This is a genomic window from Catalinimonas alkaloidigena (assembly GCF_029504655.1).
In the GTDB taxonomy this organism is placed as follows: domain Bacteria; phylum Bacteroidota; class Bacteroidia; order Cytophagales; family Cyclobacteriaceae; genus Catalinimonas; species Catalinimonas alkaloidigena.
This window is the reverse complement of the sequence record NZ_JAQFIL010000001.1, coordinates 4,352,555-4,378,646: the sequence shown is the minus strand read 5'-3', so window position 1 is coordinate 4,378,646 and position 26,092 is coordinate 4,352,555. Positions and strand designations below refer to the sequence as shown.

The following is a 26,092-nucleotide window of genomic DNA, read 5'->3' as shown; positions in this document are numbered from 1 at the left end:
TAGCGTGATAAAAGCTGTAAAAGCAGACTACTTCTCCAACGTTCAGTGCGTACCATTCAAACCTCTGTTGAGGGCAAAGGCCGCACTGATCAGTCCCAAATGGGTAAATGCCTGCGGAAAATTCCCTAACTGCTCACCTCTCAGGCCAATCTGCTCAGCGAACAGTCCCAGATGGTTGCCATAGCCCAGCATTTTTTCAAAAAAGAGGCGGGCTTTTTCTAGCTGCCCCCCCCTGGCCAAACATTCTACATACCAGAATGAACACATGCTGAAAGTCCCTTCTGAGCCTTCCAGGCCATCTGCAAATACTTGATTATTGTAGCGATATACCAGTGTGTCTGTCACTAATTCTTTTTCCACAACTTCAAGGGTAGAAACCCAGCGAGGGTCGTAGGGACTAATAAAGCGGACCAGAGGCATAAGGAGCACGGAAGCATCTACCACTTCACTGCCTTTATGCTGCACAAAAGACTGAAGCCCTTCGTTCCAGAAATTATTATAAATGTCGTGGTAGATCTCATCTCTTACCTTACGCCAGCGTTTCCAGGGATAAGGAAATGACCTTTTTTCAGCCAACCTTACTGCCCGGTCAACGGCTACCCAACACATCACGCGCGAATAAATAAACTCCTGGGTCTCTGACCTTATTTCCCAAATTCCATGATCCTTCTTTTGCCAGTGGTCACATACAAAGTTGATTTGATGCGTCAGCCTTTCCCAGAAATCATAAGTGATGGGTTCTCCATATTTATCGTAGAGGTAGATACTATCCATCAGCTCACCATAAATATCCAGCTGAAGCTGGTTGTAGGCACCATTTCCCACCCTTACAGGCTTTGATTGCTTATAGCCTTCCAGGTGGTTCAGCTCAGTTTCATGCAGGTCTGATTCACCATCTACACTGTACATGAGCTGTAGATTATTGGGATTATCCACATTTTTCTCAAACTGGGTACGTATCCATTTCATAAACTCTCCCGCCTCGTAAGTAAACCCCATCCTGATAAAAGCATACATGGTAAAAGCAGCATCTCTGATCCAGGTATAGCGATAGTCCCAGTTGCGTTCTCCTCCCACTCTCTCCGGCAGCCCGAAAGTAGGGGCCGCTACCGGTGCTCCAAACTGATATGATGTGAGTAGCTTGAGGGTGAGGGCAGAGCGGTTCATCATATCTTTCCACATGCCCCGGTAGTTTGACTTGGCAACCCAGTTTTTCCAGAAGTTATTCGTTTCCTGAAAGGTTTTGTCTACATAATGTTCTACGCTGCGTTTTTCATCTTCTTTATCCCCTTCTTCGGACATGGCTTCAAGGATGAAGCTCACGGATTCTTTTTCTTTGAGCGTAAAATCGGCCTGGGCATCACCATTTTCGAGCTTCATATCCACATCCGCCAGGAGCCGTATGTTCCAGTGGGTGCTGCTAAACGAGATCTCACGTTTGTTATGTTGCTTGGCCTTGTGTTTATTCTGTGCATAGTTGAACCGGGGGGCGCAGTCCATTTTGATATCAACTTCTCCCCGGATTACGGTCACCTTTCTTACCAGTGTACAATTATGTTCCATTTCTTTTACCGGCATAAAGTCAGTAATCTCCACCATGCCTTCATAGGCCAGAAAACGCGTAAGCAAAACGTTGGTATCCGGTAAATACTGTTGCTTAAAGTCTTCATCCTCCATTTGAGCCTGAATTGAAAAGTGCCCTCCTTTCTCTGAGTCCAGGATAGAAGCAAAGATACTGGGAGAGTCAAAACGAGGGAAGCACATAAAATCTATAGAGCCATTATTTCCTACCAGGGCAACAGTATGCTGATTTCCAATGATGCCATAATGGTCAATGGGCATGTAATCCTGATCAAATTGGTTTTTCATTCCTAAATTAGTCTCGTGTAAAGATATATTCTCCCTAAGCGTGAGGATGCCTTAACCAAGCTCATCTAAGTATGAAAGTAGTTTGGAAGAAGAAATATTTACATGTGAAACCGGATTCTAGCTTTCATGTTTAAAAATAGTAAGAAAGCAAGTGCTAATATTATGGTACTGGCGATTGAATATATGCTTAATGTAATTTGTGCTACTTTTCGTCTGTATGCTCATGCTTCTTTTCCAATTGTGCCAGGCGGTACTCTGCTGTTCGTCTTGCATGAGAAGAGGGCTGCAAACGGTGTCCTTTTCTACGGGCGTAAACCTGAGTAAACTCAGCTCCAAATATCAATATCAGTCCTGAGTAGTAAACCCATAACATGATGATAATGATTGAGCCGGCTGCACCGAAGGTAGACCCGGGATCGGTATGGCTAATGTATAAGCCAATCAGAAATTTGCCTATTGTAAAGAGTACGGCAGTTAATAAGGCTCCTCGCCAAACTGAACGCCACTCTACTTTTGCATCAGGTAAGGCCTTAAACATGATAGCAAACAGAAGGGTAAGTATGCCTACGGAAAGCAGAATTTGAATGACCTGAAAGAGAAATACAGGGAAGTTAGGTAGCTGTTGCTGTATCCAACCGCTCATGGATGATATAGCGGTAGATACGACCAGAGAGACAATGAGAAGAAAGCCTATGGCGATTACCAGTCCGAGGGCCGTAACCCTGCTTATGGCAAGCTGTTTTATACCGGCATCCGGGTCCTGCTCTACTTCCCAAACATCATTGAGTGATTTTTGTAGCTGATAAAATACTCCGGTAGCACCAAAGATCAGGGTAGCTACTCCTATAATGATGCTTAGCACTGAATTGCCCTGCTCTTTAGAATTGCTGAGCATCGTCTGGAGTTGCTGTGCGGCATCCTGGCCCAGCATACTTCCTAACTGATTACTTAGCTGTTGCTCTATGTACTGCTGACTCCAGACCAGACTGGCTACATTAATGACAATAATTAGTAAGGCTGGCAATGAAAAGATCGCATAATATGCTAATGAAGCACTCTGGCGAAAGGCATCGTCACTTTGCCATTCTTTAAACGTTTCTTTGAGGTAGGCTATGGCGCCATTTGAGGTATTCATCTTCAAAAAAATTATGTTGTAAAAAAAATGTGTGTATAAAGACTTAGGATTTTACTTTGTATCTGACCCCTTTCAGCAAAGCATCATCAAATTTTTGATCAGGATTGTTTCTTTTCATTACAGAGATTGTACCGCTTGCTTCTAGTACAGCAGCCCATACCTGATTGTAATCTGTGATACCTTCTCCCCGAAGTTTGGCGTTCAGTTCATAACGTGTGATTCTTACGTGCTTCAGGTTTTCATCAATAATTTTACCTTGGTCTATAAGCAGAATAGGGTTATGGTCTACAATATCACCCACAACATTCCATTTCTGGCGCATAAATGCGATTACAGTTTGTAATGCATAAAGTGTAAATAAAGCAACTGCCCCTTCCGCAAGTGATATCTTGTCGCTGGTAATGGTTGAAGCCAAAAGAGCCCCCATCGCGAGAGTAACTAAAAAATCAAAACTTGAATAGGTAGTAAAACTCCTGATTCCGGCGATTTTACTAGCGACTATTGTAAAGAAATAAAAAGTTACAGTAGAAATGAAAACCCAAACTATGCTTTGAATATTTTCAAAAACCAAAGTTTCCATGAACTTGAAATGACTGCGTTAATACAAAAACTTATGGTGAGTACTTTCCAAAACTAATCAGTGTAATTTGAGAAAGGCCATAAGTGAACCCTATGGCCTTTTTGCATTACGATAAATAGCAAACGTATTACAAAATAGCTACCAGGCCACCGGCGGCTGAGGCCAGTCCTGATACGATGGCAGTGCCAAACAACCACCACGCGGCAGCCGCCGCAGTCTTGCGTACATTTTCTGCCTGATGTAGAGATTCCTGCCTGGCCTGTTCAAGACGACGGCTTGTTTCGGCCTCTATCTTATGGGTAGTCTCAATTATGCTGTTTCTGCTCTCGTCTACCTTATTAGCCAGTTGCTCAATATCGCTGCGAGAGATTTTATCATTCGCAGTAAGCAAAGAGATAAAAGTCTCCTTGTTAAAACGCTGTAGTCTGCTCCTCACGATCTCAGGAGAAGACTTAGGATCGTTCATAATGCGTTCTATGTCCCATTTCAACGAATCGTACTGGATTTCAGGACGCTGGGTGCTGCTCAAGTAATCTCTCAGGCGTGCCTCCAGTCCGGAACCGGCCTGTTCAGTCTTCTGATTAGCTTTCTGCTCCCCTTCACTCAGCTGAGATTTGACAGTAGAAGTAGCATCACTTACTGTATGACTAGCCTGATCTCTGCTTTGATCAGCTTTGTTGGCTACTGTACCAATGGCCTGTTCAACAAAGGAAACCACCTTTTCGGCTTTGGCATGATCCATCTTTTTCTGTTTCTCCAGCAAAGCTACCAGCGTACCACGATCCATCTGACCGGCACGACGGTTTACAATACTCTGGGCATGACTGGGATTTTGAATCATGTCTTCTATATCCTGACGTATCCCTTCAGGGTCCAGTTCGTTGCGATCAGTACTGCGGAGATAATCTTCTATTTTCTGTACATAACTGTCAATATCTGTTTCGCTGGCAGGCGTAAACTGTGCCGCTACTTTTTTAGCTTTGTCTTCTTTGGTATCTCCTGCCTTCACGGCTTGTTGGGCTTGCTTAAATACATTGCCCATTTTTTTTACATCCTGCTTGCTGAGGTTAGGCTGCTCAGATGCCAGTTTAATGAATATTTCACTTTCTTTACCCTGTAAATCCTGGTCTGTTCTTTCTTCTATACGCACATCTCTCAGGATATTAATAAAATCCTGCTTGATTTGCTCGTAGTCGGGTGAGCGCTCAGCGGTTTGTTCCATGCGGTTGACATACTCATCTACTTTGTCTCTGATGGCATGCATATCCGTAGAATCTTCCATCTCCCGGCGTACCTTATCAATCGTATGCTCGGCGATGTCTTCAATCTTACTCGTCTGGGATTTGGTAAACATATCCTGTAGTGCCGACATGCTATGCTTGATCCCGGCAAAAGCAGTATTGATCAGCGTTCCCAGTAGAGAGCTTACTGATTTTACTTCCAGGTAAGCCATGGTAGTAAAAAATGCAGCCCAGATCACCAGTCCTAAAGTGATACCAATGATTGCATTTCCGATAAGGCTCAACTTAACTGCCAGCAGACTGGCGCAGAAAAGCGCTATACTTACAGTGATCATCGTCCAGGCACCTAGTCCGGAGCTGATTTTTACACCCGTTGAAGTGCTATCGGAAGAAGACTTATTTTTGTCGGAATCGGATGAAGATTTATTGGCCTTCTTCTGGATATTGCCTATCGCTGAAATTCCTGCTGCTACAGACAGCGCGGACAAAAGAACCTGGAAGCCTACGGCTAGTAATACTCCAGCCAGCAGGCTGATAAAAAACTGTGGTGTAGCGATAACATCAGTCACCATAGGTGATACCTGTGCATAACCGCTGCTGATGGTAAGCAGGCAGATCGCTATGGTCATAGCGAAAAATTTAAAAAATCTCATTTTTGTTAAGGTTTGATTTAAAATGTAGGATTAAAAAAATAACAATGGCTTTAGGAGCCACTTTCACCTTCAAGGTCTTCTTTCTTTTCTACGGTTTCTGTTTCTGTAACCGTATCTATGGTTACCGTCTTTTCCCGGATTTTCTTTTCCACTTCATACTCTTTCTCTACGGCAACAGTATCCTCCTCGAGTACAGTGCGTTCAGTAGTTTTATTTTGCCCGGAATTACAGGCGGCTATGCCAAGTATAAAGCATGCCGAAAAAATAGCGAATAAGTATTTCATACTAAAAAAGTTTAAAAAATTGAAATTCATTACTTAAAACACTATCCTAACTAGAGAATACCTATGATGTTCTTAATAGAGTATCTTTTTTTTGTGATGGTACTAATTTGATAGGGTCAATTATCTAAAATTCCATTGAGCTGTGGATAGAAAGAACTTTTCCTTATCGTCTGTTTTTCCTTCTCCGAAAATGGTCTGCTCAAAATTTCATCCTTAAGAATGCCGGCATACAGAAAGCTCTCACTTTTGAGAGCGCTTATCAGATGGATAAATAAGTCTTTTTTTGAGAATTGTCGTACTAAGGAACTTACCTGGGCTTTTCTTTGACTGCTCATGAAGGCTGGGGGTTATTACTCTTTTGTCTTGATGAATGTTAACTATAAATTAACGACACATAAGGAAATAATTATTCCTCAGGAATATTTTTTATCAGGTTTTTTCTGGCAAAAGGTACGCCGGGAAGGCTCAGTAACACAGAGAGCATTTCCAAAAAGAAGAAGTTAATTCTTCTCATGTAATCATTACTATTAGACTGAAATTGAAAAGAAAATCTTGTCACAACGATCTGAAAATAGTATACTTGGGCGCTAAGCCTACACATACGAATGCATATATGACAACCTTACAATTAATGAAATATCAATATTTATTCCTTCTGCCTTTATTACTATCTCTTTTAGCCTGCAACTCTCAGAACACCACCACTGAAGCGGACACCCAAGCCCGGAAACCGAATGTAGTCATTATTTTTACAGATGATCAGGGATATCAGGATGTAGGTGTTTTTGGCTCACCGGATATCAAAACCCCCAACCTGGACCAGATGGCCAGCGAAGGCCTGAAACTTACTGATTTTTATGCTGCCCAGGCAGTTTGTTCGGCTTCAAGGGCGGCTTTACTTACCGGCTGTTATCCTAACCGTGTGGGTATCCACGGAGCGCTTATGCCTGATGCCAAAACCGCGCTCAACCCTTCAGAGACTACCATGGCCGAAATGCTGAAAGCTAACGGTTACGCTACTGCTGCTTATGGTAAGTGGCATCTGGGTGATGAGCCTGAGTACATGCCTAATCAGCAGGGCTTTGATGACTATTTTGGTATTCCTTATTCCAATGATATGTGGCCTTTGCATCCGCAGCAGGGTCCGGTTTTTAACTTTGGTCCCCTGCCTCTCTATGATAATACAGAAGTCATTGATACGCTGGAAGATCAGTCTATGCTGACTACGCAGATCACCGAAAGAAGTGTCGCTTTCATTGAAGACAATAAAGACAAGCCTTTCTTCCTTTATGTAGCCCATCCTCAGCCCCATGTACCGCTGTTTGTCTCTGATAAATTTAAAGGGAAGTCGGAAAGAGGCCTGTACGGAGATGTGATCATGGAAATAGACTGGTCGGTTGGGCAGATCATGGAAAGCCTGAAAAGCAATGGTCTGGATGAAAATACACTGGTCATCTTCACTTCCGACAATGGCCCCTGGCTCTCTTACGGAGAGCATGCTGGAAGTGCCTTACCCCTGAGAGAAGGTAAAGGTACTGCCCTGGAAGGAGGGCAGCGCGAGCCTTGTATCATCCGTTATCCTGCGAAGCTGGAAGCAGGCGTAACCATAGACGTGCCGCTGATGACCATTGATATCTTACCTACTGTGGCTGCACTAACCGGTTCATCACTTCCAGACAAAAAAATTGACGGTAAGAACATGTGGAGTGTACTCACCGGAGAATCAGAAGAAAGCCCGCATGAGGCTTATTTCTTTTACTACAAAACCAATGAGTTGCATGGCGTTCGTTACGGTGACTGGAAGCTGTATTTCCCCCACACTTACCGCTCACTGAACGGTCGTGAAGGAAGAGACGATGGGCTTCCCATTGATTACGAACAGCTTAACTTTGATGGAATTGCACTTTATAACCTGAGAGAGGACATCAGCGAAACCAACAATGTGGCGGATGAGCATCCTGAAGTGGTAGAAAAAATCAAGGCTTTAGCGGATGAAATGCGTAAGGAGTTGGGTGACAGATTGACGGGCGTAGAAGGTTCGGAAGTAAGGCCTGCTGCCAGGGTAGAGTAGTGGAAAGCATAGCTGAAGTTTTGCTCAATCAGCTCAAAGGCTGATGTTTACCCAAACTCCGGCAGATCAACCTTCTTCTATAGACCAAGTGTTTTGCTTGATTTTAGGCAATGCCGTATGGCCTTTATACTATCGCTTTCAAAGCCTTGAATAATTGTTGGTTTACAAAACTTCACAAATCTTGAGGTTAATTTGAACAGCTCAGCTTCGTATTAGTTTGGAAGATAGAAGGTTTCAATGTGCTTCCCTCTATTTTTTTCCAAAACGAAATTAAGCTGTTATGAGAAATCATACACTTTTTTGCTTACTCATATTCTCTACTTTTGTCATTTCCTACAGAACAAATGCACAAATCAGAACGGATTCAGTCAGTGTTGATAGTGTAAAAATACGCCCGGTACTTATCCTGACAGGTAAGGTCCACGAAAACACTTTTGAGGTAATGGAAATAGATACCCTGGAGGATGAAGGCGACAAGCCCTTAATTATGATTGGTGGAGCCGTGCGCTTCAATTATTTTGTGAAAAGCTGGGAAGGTCAGGAAGATAATCGTAACAAAGGGGGCGATATGGCTTTTGATATGTTTCGTATCAATGTGACGGGGGAGTTAGAAGGGATTATCCTCAGTGCGGAATATCGTTTTTACTCGGATGCCTTCGGCGGCCCTATGCCCCATAGTGCCTGGGCAGGTTATAACATTAATGAAAATAACCAAATACAGCTGGGTTTGCATCAGGTGCCTTTTGGGAATCAGACGTATAACTCAGACAACTGGTTCTTTAACGTAACTTACTATCTCGGGCTGGAAGATGACTACGATTTGGGAGTTAAGTACTTACACAGCGGGAAGAAGTGGGGGTATGTGCTTGCCTATTACAAAAACGCGGAATTGTCTCCTACAGATTACGGGCGTTACTCCTACGATTTTGTTGGTGATTACGAAGAGAGCAATCAGTTTAACGCTAAGCTGGTTCATCATCTTTCTGATGAAACCCGCATCGGACTTTCCGGACAATGGGGACAGATCTATAACCTGACTACTGATGGATTAGGAAATCATCATGCCATGGCGCTGCATATGCGGGGTGATTATAATCAGGTAGGAATAAAGCTCCAGGCCATCGCACTGGGTGCTGATATTCCTATGGATGACCAGTTGAGTATTGGAGAAGAGGCTGCAGATGATATCATAACGATGGGTGCCTATGGCGCTCCATACAATGTAGCTTATCAGGGACAGCTTTATACTGCCAGCCTGAGCTATCATGTGCCGGTAAATTGGGGACCTATCTCCAAACTGGTATTTTACGATAACTATTCTTATTATGACAAATCCACAGTAAGCTATGCTGATACCCAGATGAATGTGTTGGGTACTATGGTGAAAGCGGGGCCAGTCTATACTTATGTAGATTTTGCCAGTGGCATCAATCATCCCTGGCTAGGGCCGGACTATAGCAATGCACTGGCCGAAGGCAATGAAGATGCCAAATGGCATACGCGCTTTAACATCAACATTGGCTACTATTTTTAGATTTGAAAACTACACACCATGAACAAAGAAATACAAGATCAGGACTTTCAGAGTCCTGAAGACCAGAAAGGCATTAACAGATACTTTGACATACATGCGCCAGTATTTTGGCCGGCAGCTATTATCACGGTGCTGTTTATCGCAGTTACCCTTATTGTAGGTGAGCCGATGGAGGAAGTTTTTTCCACGCTCCAGACCGGTATCTCTAATTATGCCGGTTGGTTTTTTATTCTGTGCGTAAATGCATTTCTTTTTTTTGTGCTTTATCTGGCATTTAGCAAAACAGGTAGTATACGCTTTGGCGGAAAACATGCTGAGCCGGAGTTTAGTACACTGGCCTGGTTTTCTATGCTTTTCAGTGCGGGTATGGGTATAGGGATACTTTTCTGGAGTGTGGCTGAGCCAATGAATCACTTTCAGAGCCCTCCTTTCGGCGAAGGAGAGACAGTAGAAGCTGCGCGTGTTGCCATGAACATGACCTTTCTACACTGGGGCTTGCATGCCTGGGGGATTTATGCACTCGTAGGAGCCGCACTTGCTTTCTTTGCGTTTAATAAAAAACTACCGCTGACCATTAGATCAGTTTTTTATCCCTTGCTGGGCGAACGTATTCATGGTCCGGTGGGCAACACCATAGATGTTATCGCCGTAGTGGCCACACTATTTGGCCTGGCTACCTCGCTGGGTTTCGGGGTGCAGCAGGTCAATGCCGGACTGAATTATTTGTTTGGCATAGAGATATCAGTGACCACTCAGGTGATCCTGATCATCGCGATTACGCTGGCAGCTACCACTTCTGTAGTATTGGGGATAGATAAGGGGGTACGTGTATTGAGTGAGCTGAACATCAGGATTGCCGGTGTCTTTCTGCTTTTCATCATCATATTAGGACCTACACTCTATATTTTTGATGGTTTTGTGCAAAATACCGGAAATTACCTGCAAAGTATTCTCCGCCTGGGCTTCTGGACAGAAAATTATCAGCAGACAGCATGGCAGAATAGCTGGACGGTATTTTATTGGGCATGGTGGATCTCATGGTCGCCATTCGTAGGTATGTTTATCGCCCGTATTTCCCGAGGGCGCACTGTGAAGGAGTTTGTATTGGGCGTTCTGATTATTCCTTCCCTGCTGACCTTCCTCTGGTTATCTGCTTTTGGCGGTTCCGGTATATATCTGGAGCTACAAGGCCTGGCTGAAATTGGAGAGTCCGTACAGGAAAACGTAGCCACTGCCTTATTTGTGCTCCTGGAGCAGTTCCCCTGGTCCTTTGTCTCTTCATTTGTAGGAGTTGTGCTGGTGATCTTTTTCTTTATAACCTCTTCAGATTCCGGTTCCCTGGTGGTAGACAGTATTACTTCGGGTGGGAAACTGGATGCTCCGGTAGGGCAGCGTGTCTTTTGGGCCAATGCTGAGGGGGCAGTCGCTGCTGTATTGCTGCTGGGAGGAGGACTGAACGCCTTGCAAACTGCCGCTATCACCACAGGCTTACCTTTTGCCTTTGTATTGTTGATCATGTGTTACAGTCTTTACAAAGGTTTACACGAAGAATACAGAGAAGAAATAATGATGGTAAAAGAGCAGGACAAAAAATCCTACGAGAAAGTGGTCAAAGATCTTGTCAGGAAGCAAAGGCAGAAAGAAGAAGAAAATAATTTCTCAACCAGAACTAAGAATGATGAATACCCCTAAGAAACTACTTGTCTGCCTGGATATGACTGACTTTGACAAAAGTCTCTTCAGCTATGTGGCTTATCTCAACGAAGTTTTTCCGGTAAAAGACATTTTGCTCATACATAATATACTCATGGAGACACCCCCCAAGGAACTCCATGACCTGTATCCTGAAACCAGCAAGCCCTTAGAAAAGCTGGTGCAAGCTGAGATAGAAGAGGGTATCAATGCGTATCTATCAGATAGCGGCGCCGAAATTAAAATCAAGATTTTTCAGAATCAGAGCGTCGGTGAGATTGTTAAGTGGGTAAACGAACATGAGGTAGACCTGTGCCTGCTGGGTAATAAAACTGAAGATGAAGGGCAGGGCATTTTTTCTATTCGCTTTTTAAGGCTGACCGGGCATCCGGTGTTGTTGATTCCTTCAGCTGCGAAATATCCCATTCAGGAGATCATTGCTCCCTTGGATTTTTCCAAAAGCGGAATACCTGTGATACAGTCAGCCCATAAGCTGTCAAAACTTTTTAGCGCGGAGCTGAAATATCTGCACCTTTATACCTTGCCGCCTCAGTATTTTCCCTACCTGCCGCGTAACCTGGATAAATATCGTGAAGGATATCTGGACTACGGAGAAAAAACTTTTGCCAGGCTCAGGGAAAAAGCGATCAAGCAGGAGGAGACAGGCAAATGTCATTACAAACTGGTAGAAAAAGAAGAGGTAGCGGGTGAGATTCATCGCTGGGCTCAGTACTATAAGGCAGGTTTGATAGTGTTGGGAGCCAAAGGTAAGAGCGATGCTGAAGTGCTGTTGCTCGGCTCGGTTACCGAAAAAATGACCGCACTTTCCAAGGATATACCCTTGCTGATTGTAAAAATGAAAGCGCATTCCAACTGGCTGGAAGCTTTTCTTGACTGACAAACGATAGCGATTAGATAGTGAAACGAGCGGGTATTTCTTTTGAAAAAGTGAAAAAAATATAGTTCTGCAGTACAAAAAATAGCCAGACAGCCTTATAGCTTGTTTTCTATTCTTTACTTTTGTAGCTGATACTTTCTCTACAGAACACTCTACCGTACATGAGGATACGTGGTATTAACATCAATGGCTTTATACTGTCGTTATTTCTGGCGATGCTTGTAGCCTACCTTTTTCCGCAAGCTGCCACACTCCTCGCTCTGGATCAGGTCACAGATATTGGTATTGGCCTGATCTTCTTCTTTTACGGGCTGAAGCTTTCCGTAGAAAGTTTCAGGAATGGCATTTCCAACTACCGGCTGCATATTCTGATACAGCTCAGTACTTTTGTGCTGTTTCCACTGCTGGTGCTGCCTTTTAAGCCGTTGATTCAGGATGAGACCCTGCATCTGCTTTGGGTAGGGGTGTTCTTTCTGGCGGTTTTACCTTCTACAGTATCTTCTTCAGTCATCATGGTTTCTATTGCCAGAGGGAATATAGCTGGGGCTATTTTTAATGCCAGCATATCCGGCTTAATAGGAGTCGTAGCCACGCCTCTGTGGCTGGGGCTGATTGTAGAAGAAATGCAGGGAATTTCTTTTCTGGATGTGTTTTCAAAACTGATGCTGCAAATTGTATTGCCTCTGGGTTTAGGCATATTGCTACACCCCCGATTTGGCAGCTTTGCCATCAAACATAATAAACTCATTGGTCTTTTTGATAAGACCATGATCGTCCTTATTGTATACGCCAGTTTCAGTGCTTCCTTTATTGCCCACTTATTTTCAGGCTTGAAATGGACGCACTTCTTACTGCTTTATGCTTCGGTGCTGGTTTTCTTCTTCCTCATGCTACTGTTGATAGATGTCATTGCTAAGAGGCTAAACTTTTCTACCGAAGACAGGATCACTGCTTTGTTTTGCGGGTCAAAAAAATCTCTGGTGCATGGCTCGGTGATGGCAAAAGTGATGTTTGGCAGCAGCCCCAATGCAAGCCTTTATATTTTGCCGGTGATGCTTTATCATATCTCACAGATTCTGATCATCGCGCTTATTGCAGAAAAATTCAATAAGCGTAAACGGACTGAGGTGCGCGTGAAGTCCTAAGCTATGCTTACCAAATATGAGTAGCTGGCAGAAAAGAATAAACGAGCTGTCAGTTATTTTCTTCCATATCCCGCACTTTTATTAAATTCATCTCAAACTAACCGACAACCTAAATAAGATGAAAACTATTCCCCTTCTTACCATCCTGATCGGCCTTCTTTTTTCCACAGGAATAGATCAAAGTCAAGATCTGAAAGAATCACTGACATTTTATGCCTCATTTGATGAAAAAGCGGAAGCTGACTTTGCTAAGGGTGATCCCTGGATCTTTACGGCTGAGCACTATGATCAACTCCCCCAGGGCAAGCGAGGGTTGCAAAGTGAATATATACAGCGGGTCAGCGATCAGGGGGTGTCAGGCGCTTGTCTGGATTTTACGCGCAAGAACGAGCATGTGTTGTTTTTCAAAGCTGCTGACAATATAAACTATACTAAAGAAGACTGGAGCGGTGCTGTTTCTTTCTGGCTGCAACTGGAACCCAATCAGGACCTTGAGCCGGGCTACAGTGACCCCATTCAGATTACAGATGAAGGGTATGATGACGCTTCGCTCTGGGTGGACTTTAGTGATAAAAATCCTCGTGATTTCAGGATGGGTGTGTTTGGCGACGCGGCAGTTTGGAATCCGCAGGGAGGGGAGGGGGGTGAGCACCCTGAATTTATGAGTCGGCTGGTAACAGCACAGACAATGCCCTTCGGTCGTGAAGAATGGACGCATGTAGTCATATGCTTTTCTCATCTGAATACTGCTAAGGGAAGTGCCAGCCTTTTTTTGAATGGAAAACTACAGGGTAGCCAGGAAAATATCACTGAGCCTTTTAGCTGGGATTTGGATAAGGCTACCATTCGCCTGGGAATTAATTATGTAGGCCTAATGGATGAGCTGGCAATATTTAATAGAGCTTTGAGTGAAGAAGAGATTGGTACGATTTATCAAATGAAAGGTAGCTTGAAAAGCATGCTATAGATAGCTGGTGCCTTGTTTTACTGTCTGATATTGTGCCATCAATAACTAAACATATAAAGAATAATTCCGAAAATACATAAATTTTGTTTAACTAAATACTTTAAAATATTAAACAACAGTGGGTTTGTCATGTTATGCTACCAATAGTTTGATTCCACAAACGACACAAAATCATGACAGATACTAAGAAAGATAATTTAATAGAGCGACTCGCCCTCCGATATGGAGTGCTGATGACACTCGCCCTGGTTGGCTTCTTTTTTTTGATGAAGGCTTTCGGGCTTGAGCATAACCTGGAGTTGAGAGCGCTGAACATCATCATTTTGTTCAGCTTTGTAATGATGGCGATCAAGCACTATAAAGAGAAATATAAAGGTCAGGGGCTTGTTTACTTTAAAGGTTTTGGTCTGGGAGTGCTTACCTCAGCAATAGGGGTAACACTATTTGCTGCATTGGTAAGCTTATACGTCACAGTGATTTCTCCTGAATTTATGGAGGTCATACGGGAGCGGGAACCATTCGGTGATTTTCTTAATCCGGCACTGATTGCTTTCACCATCACCATAGAGGGAATTACTTCCGGTTTTCTTGCCAGCTACGCACTTATGCAATTTTACCGCCCCAACCACATCGTTTCTCCGGTTGAGGAAGTAGTATGATGCTGAGCACGTAAGTTGTAAATTGATGACGACAGGAAAAGCCTGTCGTTTTTTTTAATAGGGTATTATTCAAGCTTCAATAGAGTAGCTTCTAAACTACAATTTTGTGTAGGTTGCGAGATTATCTCTAAAATTGTTATACTCAGCCTAAAATTACAATGGTCCTAACTCCCCGAATGAAAATGAAAGGCATATACCTATATATGTATGCTTGGCTCTTATGTGTTCCTGTTTTTGCCCAGGACGAGCATGCTGAAATCGCTGAAGGGATAAGTGCCTACCATCTTTTGTTTGATGCATCTGCTCAGGATAGTGTATCCTGTTATCGTATTCCGGCACTCATTACCGCTACCAATGGTGATTTGCTGGCAGCTATTGATGAAAGAGTACCATCCTGTGGTGATTTAAAATGGAGTGATGATATCAATATAGTCATGCGTAGAAGTGAGGATAATGGAAAAAGCTGGTCAGAGGTGAAAACCATCATAGATTTTCCACTGGGGCAATCTGCATCTGACCCATCCTTCATTCTGGATGAAGAGACCGGTGAAGTTTTTCTTTTCTACAATTTTATGGATTTGAAAAAAGAGAAAGATGTCTATTATCTACACATGATGAAAAGTAAGGATCACGGTCAGTCATGGTCTGAGCCTGAGGATATCACAACACAGATTACAAAACCGGACTGGCAGCAGGATTTAAAGTTCATTACTTCAGGCAGGGGAACACAAACACGTGAGGGGAGGCTTTTGCACTGCCTAGTAAATCTTGACAAAGGAATGCACTTGTTTGGGAGTGATGATCACGGTGAAAGCTGGTTTTTGATTGACACTCCCATCAAGCCCGCAGATGAATCCAAAGTGGTGGAACTGGCTGACGGCCGTTGGATGATCAATAGCAGGGTAAATGAACTGGGCTTGCGCTACGTTCATATATCGGATGATGAAGGTAAGAGCTGGGTTAGCCAGCCAGACTCAAGCCTGCTTGACCCTGGCTGTAACGCCAGTCTGATTCGCTATAACTTTGAAAAGGATGGTGAGTCTCAGGATTGTTTACTTTTCTCTAATCTCAAGTCTGAAGAAGGACGAAGAAATCTGAATGTACGTGTCAGCTACGATGAAGGACAAAGCTGGACGGAAGGTAAAGTGATTTATCCCGGAGAAGCAGCATATTCCTCACTCACAATTTTAAAGGATGGTAAGATAGGCTTACTCTTTGAAAAAGATGATTATACAGAAAACGTCTTTGTCAGCTTCACCTTTGATTGGCTTACTACTTCAAGGGAATGATTTTATGACATTAAATTGAAATAATAAACTTCCACAGTAATCTGTTGCCACTATTGACAGTCTTTTTTCTTACATTCAGGAGTATACTATTGACAATCTAAAATAATGACGCAGGATGAGCTGCGTCCAGGAGTACTATGCACAACCGACGACAATTTCTTAAGCAAGCCGGATGCATGGGGCTGGGTTTAAGCCTCACCCCTCATTTCTTAAAAAGCCGAATGCAGGAATTTCCCGTTCGCCAGCTTACCCAGGGACCAAAATCACATTGGTTTGGATATTACGACAAATGGCAGGTTGACCCTTCAGGCCGCCACGTGCTGGGTATGGAAGTGGATATTCCCATGCGCTCACCCACTGAAAAAGATATCATTAAAATCGGGATGGTGGACCTGCAGGACAATGACCGCTGGACTGAGATCGGAGAAAGCAATGCCTGGGGCTGGCAGCAGGGATGTATGCTGCAGTGGATTCCGGGGAGTCAGGAAGAAGTAATCTGGAATGATCAGGAGGACGGTCAGTTTGTAAGCCGTGTGCTGAATGTGAAAACGGGTAAGCAGCGTACACTGTCCAAAGCTATCTATGCACTGAGTCAGGACGGAAGATATGCGGTAGGCACGGAATTCAACCGAATACAGAACATGCGTCCTGGTTACGGTTATCCAGGCATTCCTGATCCCTATGCTGATCAGAGAGCGCCGCAGGACATTGGTATTTACCGTATGAACTTACAAACGGGGGAGTCAGAGCTGATCTTTTCCTTGGCTCAGGCCGCTGATATTCCTTATCAGGGAAAATCGCTGAAAGACAAATGGCATTATTTCAACCACCTGCTGGTAAGCCCCGACAATAAGCGGTTTATCTTTTTGCACCGCTGGCGGGAGGCCCCGGTAAATAGTCCGGATACTGTAAATCGCGGCTTTACCACCCGTATGTTTACAATCAACATGGATGGCAGTGACCCTTATATGCTGGACCCCTCGGGTAATACATCTCATTTTATATGGCGTGACCCAGAGCATATCTGTGCCTGGACACAACCCGAAGGAAAACTGGCAGCTTTTTATCTGTTCAAAGATCAAACGGACGAAATCCAGATCGTGGGGCCTGATAAAATGGTGGAGAACGGACATAATACGTACGTGCCAAACACAAATAATGAATGGATTCTTAATGATACGTATCCCCATCGTGACCCCGGGCGGCGTCAAACGCTCTACCTTTACCATGTACCTACTGACAGAAAAGTAGTGTTAGGAAAATTTTTTGAACCCCAACACTTTAACGGTGAATGGCGCTGCGACCTTCACCCCCGTTCTAATCAGCAGGGTACACAAGTGATCTTTGACTCTACTCACCAAAATAATCAACGTCAGATGTACATGGTGGACATCGGCGAAATCATAGCTTAATGAAAAACATTTTTTTACTTACGGTAGCGTTTTGTTTCTCTCAGTCTGTTCAGGCCCAGGAAGAAGATCTGTCCCTGCTGAATTTCTATCAGTACTATGGCGACCAGTCAGATGCGCTTTACAAAGAAATGGTAGATGAAGCTTCCATAGTGTTAGACAAAAGAGCTGAGCATGTAGCTGGCCTCAAAACGGAGAAGGCATGGACACAAAGACAGGATGAAGTCCGAAAAAAGCTGATGAACATTGTAGGGGCTTTTCCGGAGAAGACTCCGCTAAATCCTCAGGTCACAGAGACTCTGGTGAAAGATGGCGTTAAAGTAGAAAAGTTGATCTACGAATCTCAGCCGGGATTTTATGTAACGGCGGCTTTATTTATGCCGGAAAACTTAAAAGGTAAAGCGCCTGCTATTATTTATTGTAGTGGACACACAGCTCTGGGCTTTCGTAGTGATACTTATCAGCACAAAATCCTGAACCTGGCACGCAAAGGATTTATCGTATTGGCTTTTGACCCGCTCGGACAGGGTGAACGTATGCAGTATCCGGAAGCTGGGACTGATGACTCCAGGGTTGGTGGCCCTACCAAAGAGCATGGCTATGCGGGGGCACAGTGTTTTATCTCCGGAAGTTCGCTGGCTAAGCATATGATCTGGGATGGTATCCGTACGGTAGATTATCTGCTCAGCCGTCCTGAGGTAGATCCCCAACGTATAGGGATGACAGGACGTTCGGGAGGAGGTACGCAGACGGCTTATATCGCTGCTTTTGATGACAGAATTTACGCTGCGGCACCGGAAGCCTACATTACCACTCTGGATATTCTGCTAAAAACCAAAGGTCCGCAGGACGCCGAGCAAAACTTTATGCATTTCATAGAGCAGGGTTTAGACCTGGCTGACCTGCTGGAAGTAAGAGCCCCCAAACCGGGTATGATTATCAGTACTACCCGTGATTTCTTTAGCATAGAAGGGGCGCGCCGTGCTTATCAGGAAGTAAAGCAGGCTTATGAAGCATTCGGCAAAGAAGAAAACATGGCTATGAACGAAGATGATCATGTACATGGCTCAACCCAGAAAAACCGGGAAGCGATGTACGCGTTTTTTCAGAAGCATTTGCAAAATCCGGGTAATCCAGGGGATGTGGAAGTACCTTTATTTTCCATTGAAGAATTGCAAGTGACTTCCACCGGGCAGGTAGCTACTGCATTGAGTAGTAAGAATGTATTTGACTTGAACAGAGAAGAATCACAAAATAAGAAAGCGAAAACTGTACAGCAAAGAGCAGCTTTAAAGCAGGAAAAAATAGTTGCTGACGCTAAAAAGATCTCCGGCTATCAAGCGCCTGAAGCGCCTGAAGAAGTGCATTTCGCCGGTCAATATCAGAGGGAGGGCTATAAGGTCCAAAAATATCTGATGGTAGGAGAGCAGCATGTAAACCCTTTCCTGCTTTTTGCACCCGAGGAAGGTAGAAATAACCGGCTGATACTGTATTTCCATCCTGAAGGAAAAATGTCGCAATCCCAAACAGGTGAAGAAATTGAGGCTTTGGTGAAACAGGGTTATACTGTACTTTCTGCCGATATTTTGGGAACGGGTGAATTGGGTCCCGGCTATCTGAAAGGGGATGCATACATTGAAGGGGTATCCTATAATCAGTGGTTCGCCTCCATTCTGCTTAATCAGAGCATTGTGGCGCGTCAGGCAGCGGATATGGTAAGGATGGCACAATATGTTCAGGAGGAAAATCCAGAGGTAGCACTAAGCGCTATTGCGCATAGCACATTAGCGCCAGCCTTGTTGCATGCAGCTGCCTTTGAACCCGCCATTGGCAGTATCGCATTGGTTGACCCTTTGATTTCTTATGCTTCACTGGTGAATCATGAAAATTATGATCCGGAGTGGGTTCCCGCCAGCGTTGTCGGCAGTGTAAATGGCTATGATCTGGCCGATCTGGCTGCTACGTTAGGATCGGGAAAGCTGCTGATGATCAACCCTCAAAATCATTTGAGCGAAGCAGTCTCAGCTGATGAATTTGAAGAAGAATGGTCTTTTGTTCGTGGTTTTTACCAGAATCCGTCTGATTTTATGGTCATTTATCCTGAGGCTGAGGAAGGACTATCTGCACGCATAAAAGATTGGCTGAAATGAACTTGTCGCTAAGCAGACAACTTTATGGATGTGACTTTGCTTATCATTGAAAATAACGATCAGAAAATGTCAGAAACCACACGCATGCCTTTGATTGCTAAAGTTTTATCAGGTGCTACCATAGGAGCCCTGCTAGGTTTGTACATCAGTGATACCTTTTTTACCAGCCAGGCTAGTTGGTTGATTTTTGTACTGGCGGGGATAGGTGCGATTGTAGGAGGAATATTTTTCGGAAAGTAGGGTGAAGTGGGAAGTATGAAGCCAGAAGTTAAACTTCCGTCTTACTCCTGACTTCAGTCTTCTTTAATACTCCCATGTCGCAGGTAAATTATAGGTACTCATAAGCCTTGAGGTAGGAGGATATGTTTTAAGATGGTCTAACATCTCATTTACATCTTTGTCAAATTCCAGGTAATAGTCTCTGTCTAGCTTCTGTAGCTTTTTCAGGGCAGTTTGTGCTTTTTTACATACATAATCAGCAAACTTATCCGCGCGGTGCTGATTTTCATAAAGAATAGCGAATTGCTTACGGAAGGGCAGATTTACGAGTAACACCAGAAGTATTACTTCTCCATATTTGTCTTTGGTGATTTTGACATGTCTGCCAATCGCTCCGCTAAAATCTCTCAATACCATCATCAAAAGTCCTGGCGTATAGGTCCAGTGGTGAAAATCTTCTCTGGAAAAGAGGGAAGTAGCACCTTTTATCAATTCATTCCGCATAGCTTCCATATCTACCTCATCTTCAAGTAGCTGGTGGCGTAATTTTTTGATCAGCGTAGAATCTTTGCCAATCAGGCGGATCAGGAGTTTATCTTTTTCCTTTTCTGGTAGTTGAAGAATAGCTTCTTTCAGTTCATCAGGAATCTTTTTTGCCATCAATAAAAAATTTGACGAAACATTAAAAAAAACTCCTGAACGAAGGCTCAGGAGTTAGATTCAGTAATACATAAATGATATATGTTAATTTCTTCCAAATTCACGGAATGCGAAGCGTTTGTCAGGAGTTTCTTCCCGGTAGGCAACTGCTTTTTTTATATCAGGGTGCGCTCCCAGATAGCTGTCTACTGCTTCTTCCAATCTATCCTCAGCGTTGGATTTTAGCTTGGATTTATCCACGTACATCTTGTCTTTCACTTCTGTTTCGTCAAAAAATTCAATAGAGTTGAATGGATAATCCTGGCTCTCTATGGGTGTATTTGATAATATTTCTTTGTAATTCATCATCTAAAAGTTTAAAAAGTTTATATCCTGAGAACTAGTTAAATCCATATATGTTTTGAGTATTTATCACTATTTTAAACTGTAACTCGCTGATTCGTAAGTTTTTCCAGGCCAGTCATCAGTGCGAAAAGGCAGGGCAGGTAAGCCAGCTTCATTATATAGATTGATGTCTTCAGGATTGTCTGCCCAGCCATAACGTGCCGCTGCGGGGTTGATCATCGTATCGTGATAGACCATTACCGTACTGTCGTTTAGGATGTAAGCTTTGGCCCTGACGAACTCACGGTCTTCCCGAGCAATAGTAAAGCCTCTGACATATCCGTATTGGTCATCTACTTTCAGCGGGGAGCCATGGGTTTTGAAAGTTATCGCAATCTGGTTACCTACGATATGCATAGAATCAAACACAGGCCCCTGGTGTACAATATCCTCATCATAGATAACAGCCCGGGCTGCTAAAGCCAGCCTTCTTCCTACATCTTTTTTATTGGCAGGGTGAATATTTTCTGCCTCCCCCAGATCAATAGCAGTAGCCATTCCGGTATTGGGCAGAGACAAAGCCATTTGCTGAGCTTCCCTCAGCTCAGCCCACTCACTGGGTTCGGGTTTTTTTGCAGGCTGTTTATAATTCGCTAGCTGAACATAAAGAAAGGGCAGCTCTTCCTGCTGCCAACGTTTGCGCCAGTCTTTGATCATCATTGGAAAAAGTGTACGATATTCATAGGCCCGGCTGGCATTTCTTTCGCCCTGGTACCAGATTATGCCCTTGAGGGCAAAAGGAATGAGCGGGGCGATCATGCCATTGTACAGCATCATAGGTGTAGATCCGCTAAAGACCGTATTAGGACGTACAGGTAATTCGTCCCAACTGACCCCTTTGCGGTATTTCCAGTCTCCTCGCAGCGCTATCTTATGTCTGCGATCAGTGATATGAAAATCTTCTTCATGTCCCCAGATACCTCCCTGGTAACCAGTTTCAAAAACCCTGACAGTAATCACATTTTCCCTTGCATTCAGTAGAGAACGAGGGATTTGATATACCCGATGAAGATTACCCTTTCCTCTACCAACTTCCTGTCCGTTTACCCAAACGATATCATGCTCATTAACACGGGGCAGGTGGATGTAGAGGTCTTTGTTACTCATGGCTTTCGGCACAAAAAAGGTCTTACGAAACCAGACAGCACCATCATGATCAGCTAGCCCGGCAAACTTCCAGGGGGCAGGTAGCTGCATACTTTCCCAGTTTTGATCGTCAAAGCGTTCTCTGTACCAACCTTCTGAAAAGCCACGGTCTTCTTTTTCAGACTGCTCTACCCATCTTTCCAGATTGGTGCTGTACATCTGCTCCAGTTCATCGGCTGACTGCGTATACCGTTCCATTGCGTTAAGCATACTTTTGTATTTCGGAATGCTGTCCAGCACTTCGGAACTCATCCAGGCTTCTACCGCTGTACCTCCCCAGTAAGATCCGATCAGGCCGATAGGTACGTCAAGCTCTTGCTGTAAGTATCGGCCGAAGTAATAGGCAATAGCTGAGAAATCCAGTACGCTGCTACTGTCGGCAATTTGCCACGCGCCTGCAGGCACGTCTTCCTGGGGAGAAAATGCCCTTTTATTTTCTACCAGAAAAAGTCTGATTTCAGGGTGCTCATCTGCCGAACCAGCAGTTTCCAAGCCTTCCGGCAAGTTATACATCTCCCACACCATATTGGACTGCCCGCTGGCGAGGTATACATCTCCGAAGAGTATATTTTCCAGGCGAATGATATTTTCACCGGTGATCGTGAGCCTGTGAGGCCCTCCGGCAGGGGTAGCAGGCAGCTTGATTTTCCACTTACCCTCTTTGTCTGCCTGGGTAGTGTACTCCTGTCCCTGAAAAGTAAGCGTTATATTTTCTCTGCGATCGGCTTTCCCCCAGACAGGTACTTCTACATTGCGTTGGAGTACCATATTATCAGAAAAAAAATGAGGAAGCGTAACTTCGGCTTTTAGGTAAAACGGACAAACAATCAGTAAACAGATTAACTGTATTATTCTATGCTTCATATCAGTCTAAGCGAATGTTTAGGTAGTTTTGTGTGCTGCTTTCTTTCTAAAATAAAACCAACCCGCCAAGATAAGGGCTATCATAGGAAGAAGGAAGAAAAGGACTGGAAAGTTACTTTCTCCAGGGTCCTGATTGTTGCTAATTAAAACAAAGCCACTCCAGTAATAGGGGGCGGCAGTATTGGCGTCTGCTTGCTCCAGATATTGCAGTTTTGCAGTACGTAAGGCTTCCGCTTTACTGCTGCCTTTATTCAGCGCCTGGTAAAAGTTTTGCATCAGTTGGGAGGTGGAGCGATCTGATACTGCCCATAAGCTCATCAGTACATTGGGTACGCCCGCATACATAAAGCCACGGGCTAGACTGATGATGCCTTCTCCCTTTTGTATTTTCCCAACGCCGGTATTACAGGCACTGAGGGTAACCATATCAGCCTTGAGCTGCATATTGTAGAGCTCATAGGTATGCAGTAACCCGTCTTCTTCATCATTGTCTTCAGGAGCAAAGACTAGTTTGGAGTACAAAGGGTTGCGGTCATTGATCAAGGTGTGAGAGGCAAGGTGAATGATCCAGCTATTGGAGGCATGCTCTTTAAAGTTTTTTTCCGTAGCTGTTTCGCTGATATGAGCTTCACCGTTAAGCATCTGCGCTATGGTCCGAACCTCTTCTTCAGCATAGGGTAGGGCTTCAAGCTCATTGACCAACTGTTGATCCTGGGAAGAACGAGTAGCCAGTAAGGTGTTTTTCTGCTTTGAGAAGGTAGGGGCATAACCCGCGAAAGATCGTTCATACTCCTTTACTGAGGTTTGTTGCGTAGAGGCCAGCAGATTGGCTGAATACTGATAAGAGATAGTGTGTTCCAGCATCAAATACTGCAATGATTTATAATCCGGATTGGATGAGGGAGGCTGAACAAGCAAAGACTCAAAAGGTATATAACCTATCTGGTGATCAGGGATGATGATTAATTTTTTTTCTGAAAAATCTCTTAATACCGGTAATAAGAGGTAGTTGTACAAGCGATGAGCAGCTTGAGTATAGGTCTGATAATCTCGTTCCTGTAAGCCATTAAGCATGGGTTTAATAGGCAAACTTTTTATTTCATTCCGGTAAAAAGAAACCTGATCAGAACTTACTGCCAGATAATATATGGCACTATCTCCCTGAAAGTATTCAACCAATACCTCATCTTCCTGAAGCAAGTCTTTTTGAGCCTGTTGAAGCGATATGAATTTCTGCTCATGCCTCATGTGATAGTACTGTGGATAACGAAGCCTTATAGATTGATTCAGGCTTTCTTGCGTTCTGTGCAATGCAAAAATCTGGTTATTATAAGTGTAAAGCTTGACTGAGTCAGGAGAGGAACGGCTTTCTTCTTCAAATTTTAGTTTCTCATAATAAGCAAGCTTACTGCTGACTTCCTGCTCCTGTTCAAGCAGTGTATCAGCAATGGCACCCTTACTTTTCCATTGTGAAGAGGTAATATTTTCCAGCAGCAACTGCGCTTTGTTTTTTTCAATAAGTTGGAAGGCCAGTTCCAGGTACTGAGTGTCTTCTTCTTCCTGCTGTAGCATATAAGCGGTTTGCAGGGCCAGTTCCAGAATCTTATTGGCATGATCCGCCAGAAAAGTACGCGACTCAGAGTCGTGTAAATTCGCATATGTATGCTCAATCAATTCAGTAGCGGCCTTGCTGGTCTGGTAGGCCATCCTAAGGTCCTCAGTTTGTTGATCGGCAGCGTAGCGTAGCAATAGTACTTCGGACTTTTGCTGCATGAGTCGTAAAAGGCTCAGAGGATCAATGATATTATCCTTAGGAGAAGGATTTGCTGATATTTGTCCTGAATCATAATATTTGACAAGGGCGGTTTGCCCTTTCTGCAAGTGGTCAAGTGATTGCCTCCATAGCTGTTGTTTTTGGTATATGGTAGCAAGCTGCCGGTAAGAGGCGGCTAAAGAAGTCCCATTATTTCCAAAGTTTTCCTGCTCAATAGACAGGGCTTTTTCTGCGTAATATATCGCAGAGTCATACTGAGCCTGGTTTACGTATAATTCAGCCAGGTAGTACAAGGTACCCGCTACAGTGGTATGCCGCTCACCTACTTGTTCAATTTTTAAACGTAGCGCTTCGTGAAGTATGTCCTGGGCTTGGGTGTATCTTTCTAAATCTATGTAGGTTTTGCCGATATTATGATAGGTATCACTAATGTTCATCCCCAGCTCTTTTTTCATGGCCAAGGCTTTTAGAAAATACTCCAACTCCTTCTCATGCATATTTTGTCTTCCGTACACCAGCCCGATATTGTTGTAGATATGGGTTAAAGCCCATCTTTCCTTTTTTCCTGCCTTTTCCACGATATCTGCGGATTTAAAGTAGTATTCCAGCGCGAGCTCATGTTCATAGAGTCGGCTATAGGATAAGCCTACAAAATGTAAGGCGTCGCTTACTTCCATGTGGTCAGGAGGATAATTGTGCTGGTTGACTTCCAGGTATTTTTGCTGGTAGTTTAATGACTGCTGATAGTTACCAATTGTAAAATATAACCTGCCCAGCATATGGAAGCTCTCTCCTAATATCGGATCATGGGGATCTAAGAGCTGCTCTCTTATTTGGCAGGATTGTTTCATATGATTGAGCGCATCTACAAAGCGGGCCAGGCGGGCATGACTGATTCCATTTTTAAAATACAACTCGGCCTTCAGCGTGTCGCTTAAATAGGAGTGGAGCGTGTCCAGAAGATAGTTGAAATTCGCAATAGCTTCATCACTCATACGCCTGCTAAAATACAGGTTGCCCGCTTTCTTCCGGACGTTAATGCTCTCTTGCCAGGCCATGTTTTTTTGAAATGCCTCAGCCGCCCGTAGGTAATAGAATGCCGCGCTATCCACTTCTTTTTTTTCCTCTAAGCTTTGCGCTTTCTTAAGTAAGTCTTTTGCAGGGTTTTCTGATGCTGCATGAGCAGCTACGTACATGGAAAAAACAAACCAAAGAAAAAAGACAGGTAGAGCTTTCACAGTGCGTATGGATTGAGCTGTCAGTATGTTAACTAAAATGAAAAGTAGGGCTTTTCAGCTTAAGTGTCAAACTGGTATTAACTGACTCCCCTGAGGTAACAGGTAATTTAATACTTGCAAGTAAGTGAGTGAAAACAGATATATCTGTCAATAAAATACGGATTAATTTATTATATGCGCAGAGGAACCCATCAATTATTGCATAATTATTTATTTTTTAATCATGCGCAT

The 26,092-nt window shown here is 43.8% G+C and carries 21 protein-coding genes; 11 read left to right on the top strand and 10 right to left on the bottom strand.

Annotated features, from left to right (window positions below):
- Positions 1-42: 42 nt before the first annotated feature.
- From OKW21_RS17815 to OKW21_RS17790, 6 genes are all read right to left on the bottom strand, one after another.
- Positions 43-1,869: a glycoside hydrolase family 15 protein gene (locus OKW21_RS17815; RefSeq protein WP_277481642.1), complete on the bottom strand. Its 1,827-nt coding sequence runs from the start codon at positions 1,867-1,869 to the stop codon at positions 43-45.
- Between the two features lie 202 nt (positions 1,870-2,071).
- Positions 2,072-3,004: a YihY/virulence factor BrkB family protein gene (locus OKW21_RS17810; protein WP_277481640.1), complete on the bottom strand. Its 933-nt coding sequence runs from the start codon at positions 3,002-3,004 to the stop codon at positions 2,072-2,074.
- A gap of 43 nt (positions 3,005-3,047) precedes the next feature.
- Complete coding sequence (locus tag OKW21_RS17805) at positions 3,048-3,584, bottom strand: DUF421 domain-containing protein (RefSeq protein WP_277481638.1); 537 nt, start codon at positions 3,582-3,584, stop codon at positions 3,048-3,050.
- A 127-nt stretch (positions 3,585-3,711) separates the two neighbouring features.
- The gene (locus tag OKW21_RS17800) at positions 3,712-5,478 is read right to left on the bottom strand and encodes a hypothetical protein (protein ID WP_277481637.1); all 1,767 of its coding nucleotides are present in this window, start codon (positions 5,476-5,478) and stop codon (positions 3,712-3,714) included.
- 50 nt (positions 5,479-5,528) lie between these two features.
- Positions 5,529-5,762, bottom strand: coding sequence for a hypothetical protein (locus tag OKW21_RS17795; RefSeq protein ID WP_277481635.1), 234 nt, complete (start codon positions 5,760-5,762; stop codon positions 5,529-5,531).
- A 116-nt stretch (positions 5,763-5,878) separates the two neighbouring features.
- Positions 5,879-6,097: a hypothetical protein gene (locus tag OKW21_RS17790; RefSeq protein ID WP_277481633.1), complete on the bottom strand. Its 219-nt coding sequence runs from the start codon at positions 6,095-6,097 to the stop codon at positions 5,879-5,881.
- A gap of 296 nt (positions 6,098-6,393) precedes the next feature.
- Between OKW21_RS17790 and OKW21_RS17785 the strand changes: the two genes are divergently transcribed.
- The 11 genes from OKW21_RS17785 to OKW21_RS17735 all read left to right on the top strand — a co-directional run bounded on the left by OKW21_RS17785 (position 6,394) and on the right by OKW21_RS17735 (position 19,816).
- Complete coding sequence (locus tag OKW21_RS17785; protein WP_277481631.1) at positions 6,394-7,833, top strand: sulfatase family protein; 1,440 nt, start codon at positions 6,394-6,396, stop codon at positions 7,831-7,833.
- A 280-nt stretch (positions 7,834-8,113) separates the two neighbouring features.
- Positions 8,114-9,367 carry a hypothetical protein gene (locus OKW21_RS17780; protein WP_277481629.1) on the top strand — a complete coding sequence of 418 codons (1,254 nt, stop codon included), beginning with the start codon at positions 8,114-8,116 and terminating at the stop codon, positions 9,365-9,367.
- Positions 9,368-9,385: 18 nt separating this feature from the next.
- Positions 9,386-11,059 (top strand): BCCT family transporter, encoded by a 1,674-nt coding sequence (locus OKW21_RS17775; protein WP_277481627.1) that lies wholly within the window; start codon positions 9,386-9,388, stop codon positions 11,057-11,059.
- Positions 11,043-11,957, top strand: a complete 915-nt coding sequence (locus OKW21_RS17770; RefSeq protein WP_277481625.1) for a universal stress protein — start codon at positions 11,043-11,045, stop codon at positions 11,955-11,957. The genes OKW21_RS17775 and OKW21_RS17770 overlap by 17 nt, the downstream gene beginning before the upstream one ends.
- Positions 11,958-12,118: 161 nt before the next feature.
- Positions 12,119-13,102, top strand: a complete 984-nt coding sequence (locus tag OKW21_RS17765; protein ID WP_277481622.1) for a bile acid:sodium symporter family protein — start codon at positions 12,119-12,121, stop codon at positions 13,100-13,102.
- 118 nt (positions 13,103-13,220) lie between these two features.
- Positions 13,221-14,069, top strand: coding sequence for a LamG-like jellyroll fold domain-containing protein (locus OKW21_RS17760; RefSeq protein ID WP_277481620.1), 849 nt, complete (start codon positions 13,221-13,223; stop codon positions 14,067-14,069).
- Between the two features lie 173 nt (positions 14,070-14,242).
- Positions 14,243-14,728: a DUF4199 domain-containing protein gene (locus OKW21_RS17755; protein WP_277481619.1), complete on the top strand. Its 486-nt coding sequence runs from the start codon at positions 14,243-14,245 to the stop codon at positions 14,726-14,728.
- A 182-nt stretch (positions 14,729-14,910) separates the two neighbouring features.
- Positions 14,911-16,017 carry a sialidase family protein gene (locus OKW21_RS17750; protein WP_277481617.1) on the top strand — a complete coding sequence of 369 codons (1,107 nt, stop codon included), beginning with the start codon at positions 14,911-14,913 and terminating at the stop codon, positions 16,015-16,017.
- Between the two features lie 176 nt (positions 16,018-16,193).
- The gene (locus OKW21_RS17745; protein WP_277481615.1) at positions 16,194-17,429 is read left to right on the top strand and encodes a hypothetical protein; all 1,236 of its coding nucleotides are present in this window, start codon (positions 16,194-16,196) and stop codon (positions 17,427-17,429) included.
- Complete coding sequence (locus OKW21_RS17740) at positions 17,429-19,576, top strand: alpha/beta hydrolase family protein (RefSeq protein ID WP_277481613.1); 2,148 nt, start codon at positions 17,429-17,431, stop codon at positions 19,574-19,576. Before OKW21_RS17745 ends, OKW21_RS17740 begins: the two co-directional genes overlap by 1 nt.
- A 24-nt stretch (positions 19,577-19,600) precedes the next feature.
- A complete protein-coding gene (locus tag OKW21_RS17735) occupies positions 19,601-19,816 on the top strand; it encodes a hypothetical protein (RefSeq protein WP_277481611.1) in 216 nt (71 codons plus the stop codon).
- Positions 19,817-19,879: 63 nt separating this feature from the next.
- On the opposite strand, the gene OKW21_RS17730 is transcribed toward OKW21_RS17735, so the two are convergent.
- The 4 genes from OKW21_RS17730 to OKW21_RS17715 all read right to left on the bottom strand — a co-directional run bounded on the left by OKW21_RS17730 (position 19,880) and on the right by OKW21_RS17715 (position 25,861).
- Positions 19,880-20,455, bottom strand: a complete 576-nt coding sequence (locus OKW21_RS17730; RefSeq protein ID WP_277481610.1) for a hypothetical protein — start codon at positions 20,453-20,455, stop codon at positions 19,880-19,882.
- 84 nt (positions 20,456-20,539) lie between these two features.
- Positions 20,540-20,803 carry a hypothetical protein gene (locus OKW21_RS17725; protein WP_277481609.1) on the bottom strand — a complete coding sequence of 88 codons (264 nt, stop codon included), beginning with the start codon at positions 20,801-20,803 and terminating at the stop codon, positions 20,540-20,542.
- 66 nt (positions 20,804-20,869) lie between these two features.
- Positions 20,870-22,849 (bottom strand): sialate O-acetylesterase, encoded by a 1,980-nt coding sequence (locus OKW21_RS17720; RefSeq protein ID WP_277481606.1) that lies wholly within the window; start codon positions 22,847-22,849, stop codon positions 20,870-20,872.
- Positions 22,850-22,867: 18 nt separating this feature from the next.
- A complete protein-coding gene (locus OKW21_RS17715; RefSeq protein ID WP_277481604.1) occupies positions 22,868-25,861 on the bottom strand; it encodes a CHAT domain-containing protein in 2,994 nt (997 codons plus the stop codon).
- Positions 25,862-26,092: the final 231 nt, after the last annotated feature.

Coding starts and splice junctions, on each gene's coding strand:
- OKW21_RS17720 (WP_277481606.1), bottom strand. CDS start 22,849: ATGAAGCATAGAATAATACAGTTAATCTGTTTACTGATTGTTTGTCCG.
- OKW21_RS17740 (WP_277481613.1), top strand. CDS start 17,429: ATGAAAAACATTTTTTTACTTACGGTAGCGTTTTGTTTCTCTCAGTCT.
- OKW21_RS17810 (WP_277481640.1), bottom strand. CDS start 3,004: ATGAATACCTCAAATGGCGCCATAGCCTACCTCAAAGAAACGTTTAAA.
- OKW21_RS17790 (WP_277481633.1), bottom strand. CDS start 6,097: ATGAGCAGTCAAAGAAAAGCCCAGGTAAGTTCCTTAGTACGACAATTC.
- OKW21_RS17750 (WP_277481617.1), top strand. CDS start 14,911: ATGAAAGGCATATACCTATATATGTATGCTTGGCTCTTATGTGTTCCT.
- OKW21_RS17735 (WP_277481611.1), top strand. CDS start 19,601: ATGGATGTGACTTTGCTTATCATTGAAAATAACGATCAGAAAATGTCA.
- OKW21_RS17795 (WP_277481635.1), bottom strand. CDS start 5,762: ATGAAATACTTATTCGCTATTTTTTCGGCATGCTTTATACTTGGCATA.
- OKW21_RS17730 (WP_277481610.1), bottom strand. CDS start 20,455: ATGGCAAAAAAGATTCCTGATGAACTGAAAGAAGCTATTCTTCAACTA.
- OKW21_RS17800 (WP_277481637.1), bottom strand. CDS start 5,478: ATGAGATTTTTTAAATTTTTCGCTATGACCATAGCGATCTGCCTGCTT.
- OKW21_RS17815 (WP_277481642.1), bottom strand. CDS start 1,869: ATGAAAAACCAATTTGATCAGGATTACATGCCCATTGACCATTATGGC.
- OKW21_RS17760 (WP_277481620.1), top strand. CDS start 13,221: ATGAAAACTATTCCCCTTCTTACCATCCTGATCGGCCTTCTTTTTTCC.
- OKW21_RS17780 (WP_277481629.1), top strand. CDS start 8,114: ATGAGAAATCATACACTTTTTTGCTTACTCATATTCTCTACTTTTGTC.
- OKW21_RS17785 (WP_277481631.1), top strand. CDS start 6,394: ATGAAATATCAATATTTATTCCTTCTGCCTTTATTACTATCTCTTTTA.
- OKW21_RS17745 (WP_277481615.1), top strand. CDS start 16,194: ATGGGGCTGGGTTTAAGCCTCACCCCTCATTTCTTAAAAAGCCGAATG.
- OKW21_RS17725 (WP_277481609.1), bottom strand. CDS start 20,803: ATGATGAATTACAAAGAAATATTATCAAATACACCCATAGAGAGCCAG.
- OKW21_RS17755 (WP_277481619.1), top strand. CDS start 14,243: ATGACAGATACTAAGAAAGATAATTTAATAGAGCGACTCGCCCTCCGA.
- OKW21_RS17770 (WP_277481625.1), top strand. CDS start 11,043: ATGATGAATACCCCTAAGAAACTACTTGTCTGCCTGGATATGACTGAC.
- OKW21_RS17805 (WP_277481638.1), bottom strand. CDS start 3,584: ATGGAAACTTTGGTTTTTGAAAATATTCAAAGCATAGTTTGGGTTTTC.
- OKW21_RS17765 (WP_277481622.1), top strand. CDS start 12,119: ATGAGGATACGTGGTATTAACATCAATGGCTTTATACTGTCGTTATTT.
- OKW21_RS17775 (WP_277481627.1), top strand. CDS start 9,386: ATGAACAAAGAAATACAAGATCAGGACTTTCAGAGTCCTGAAGACCAG.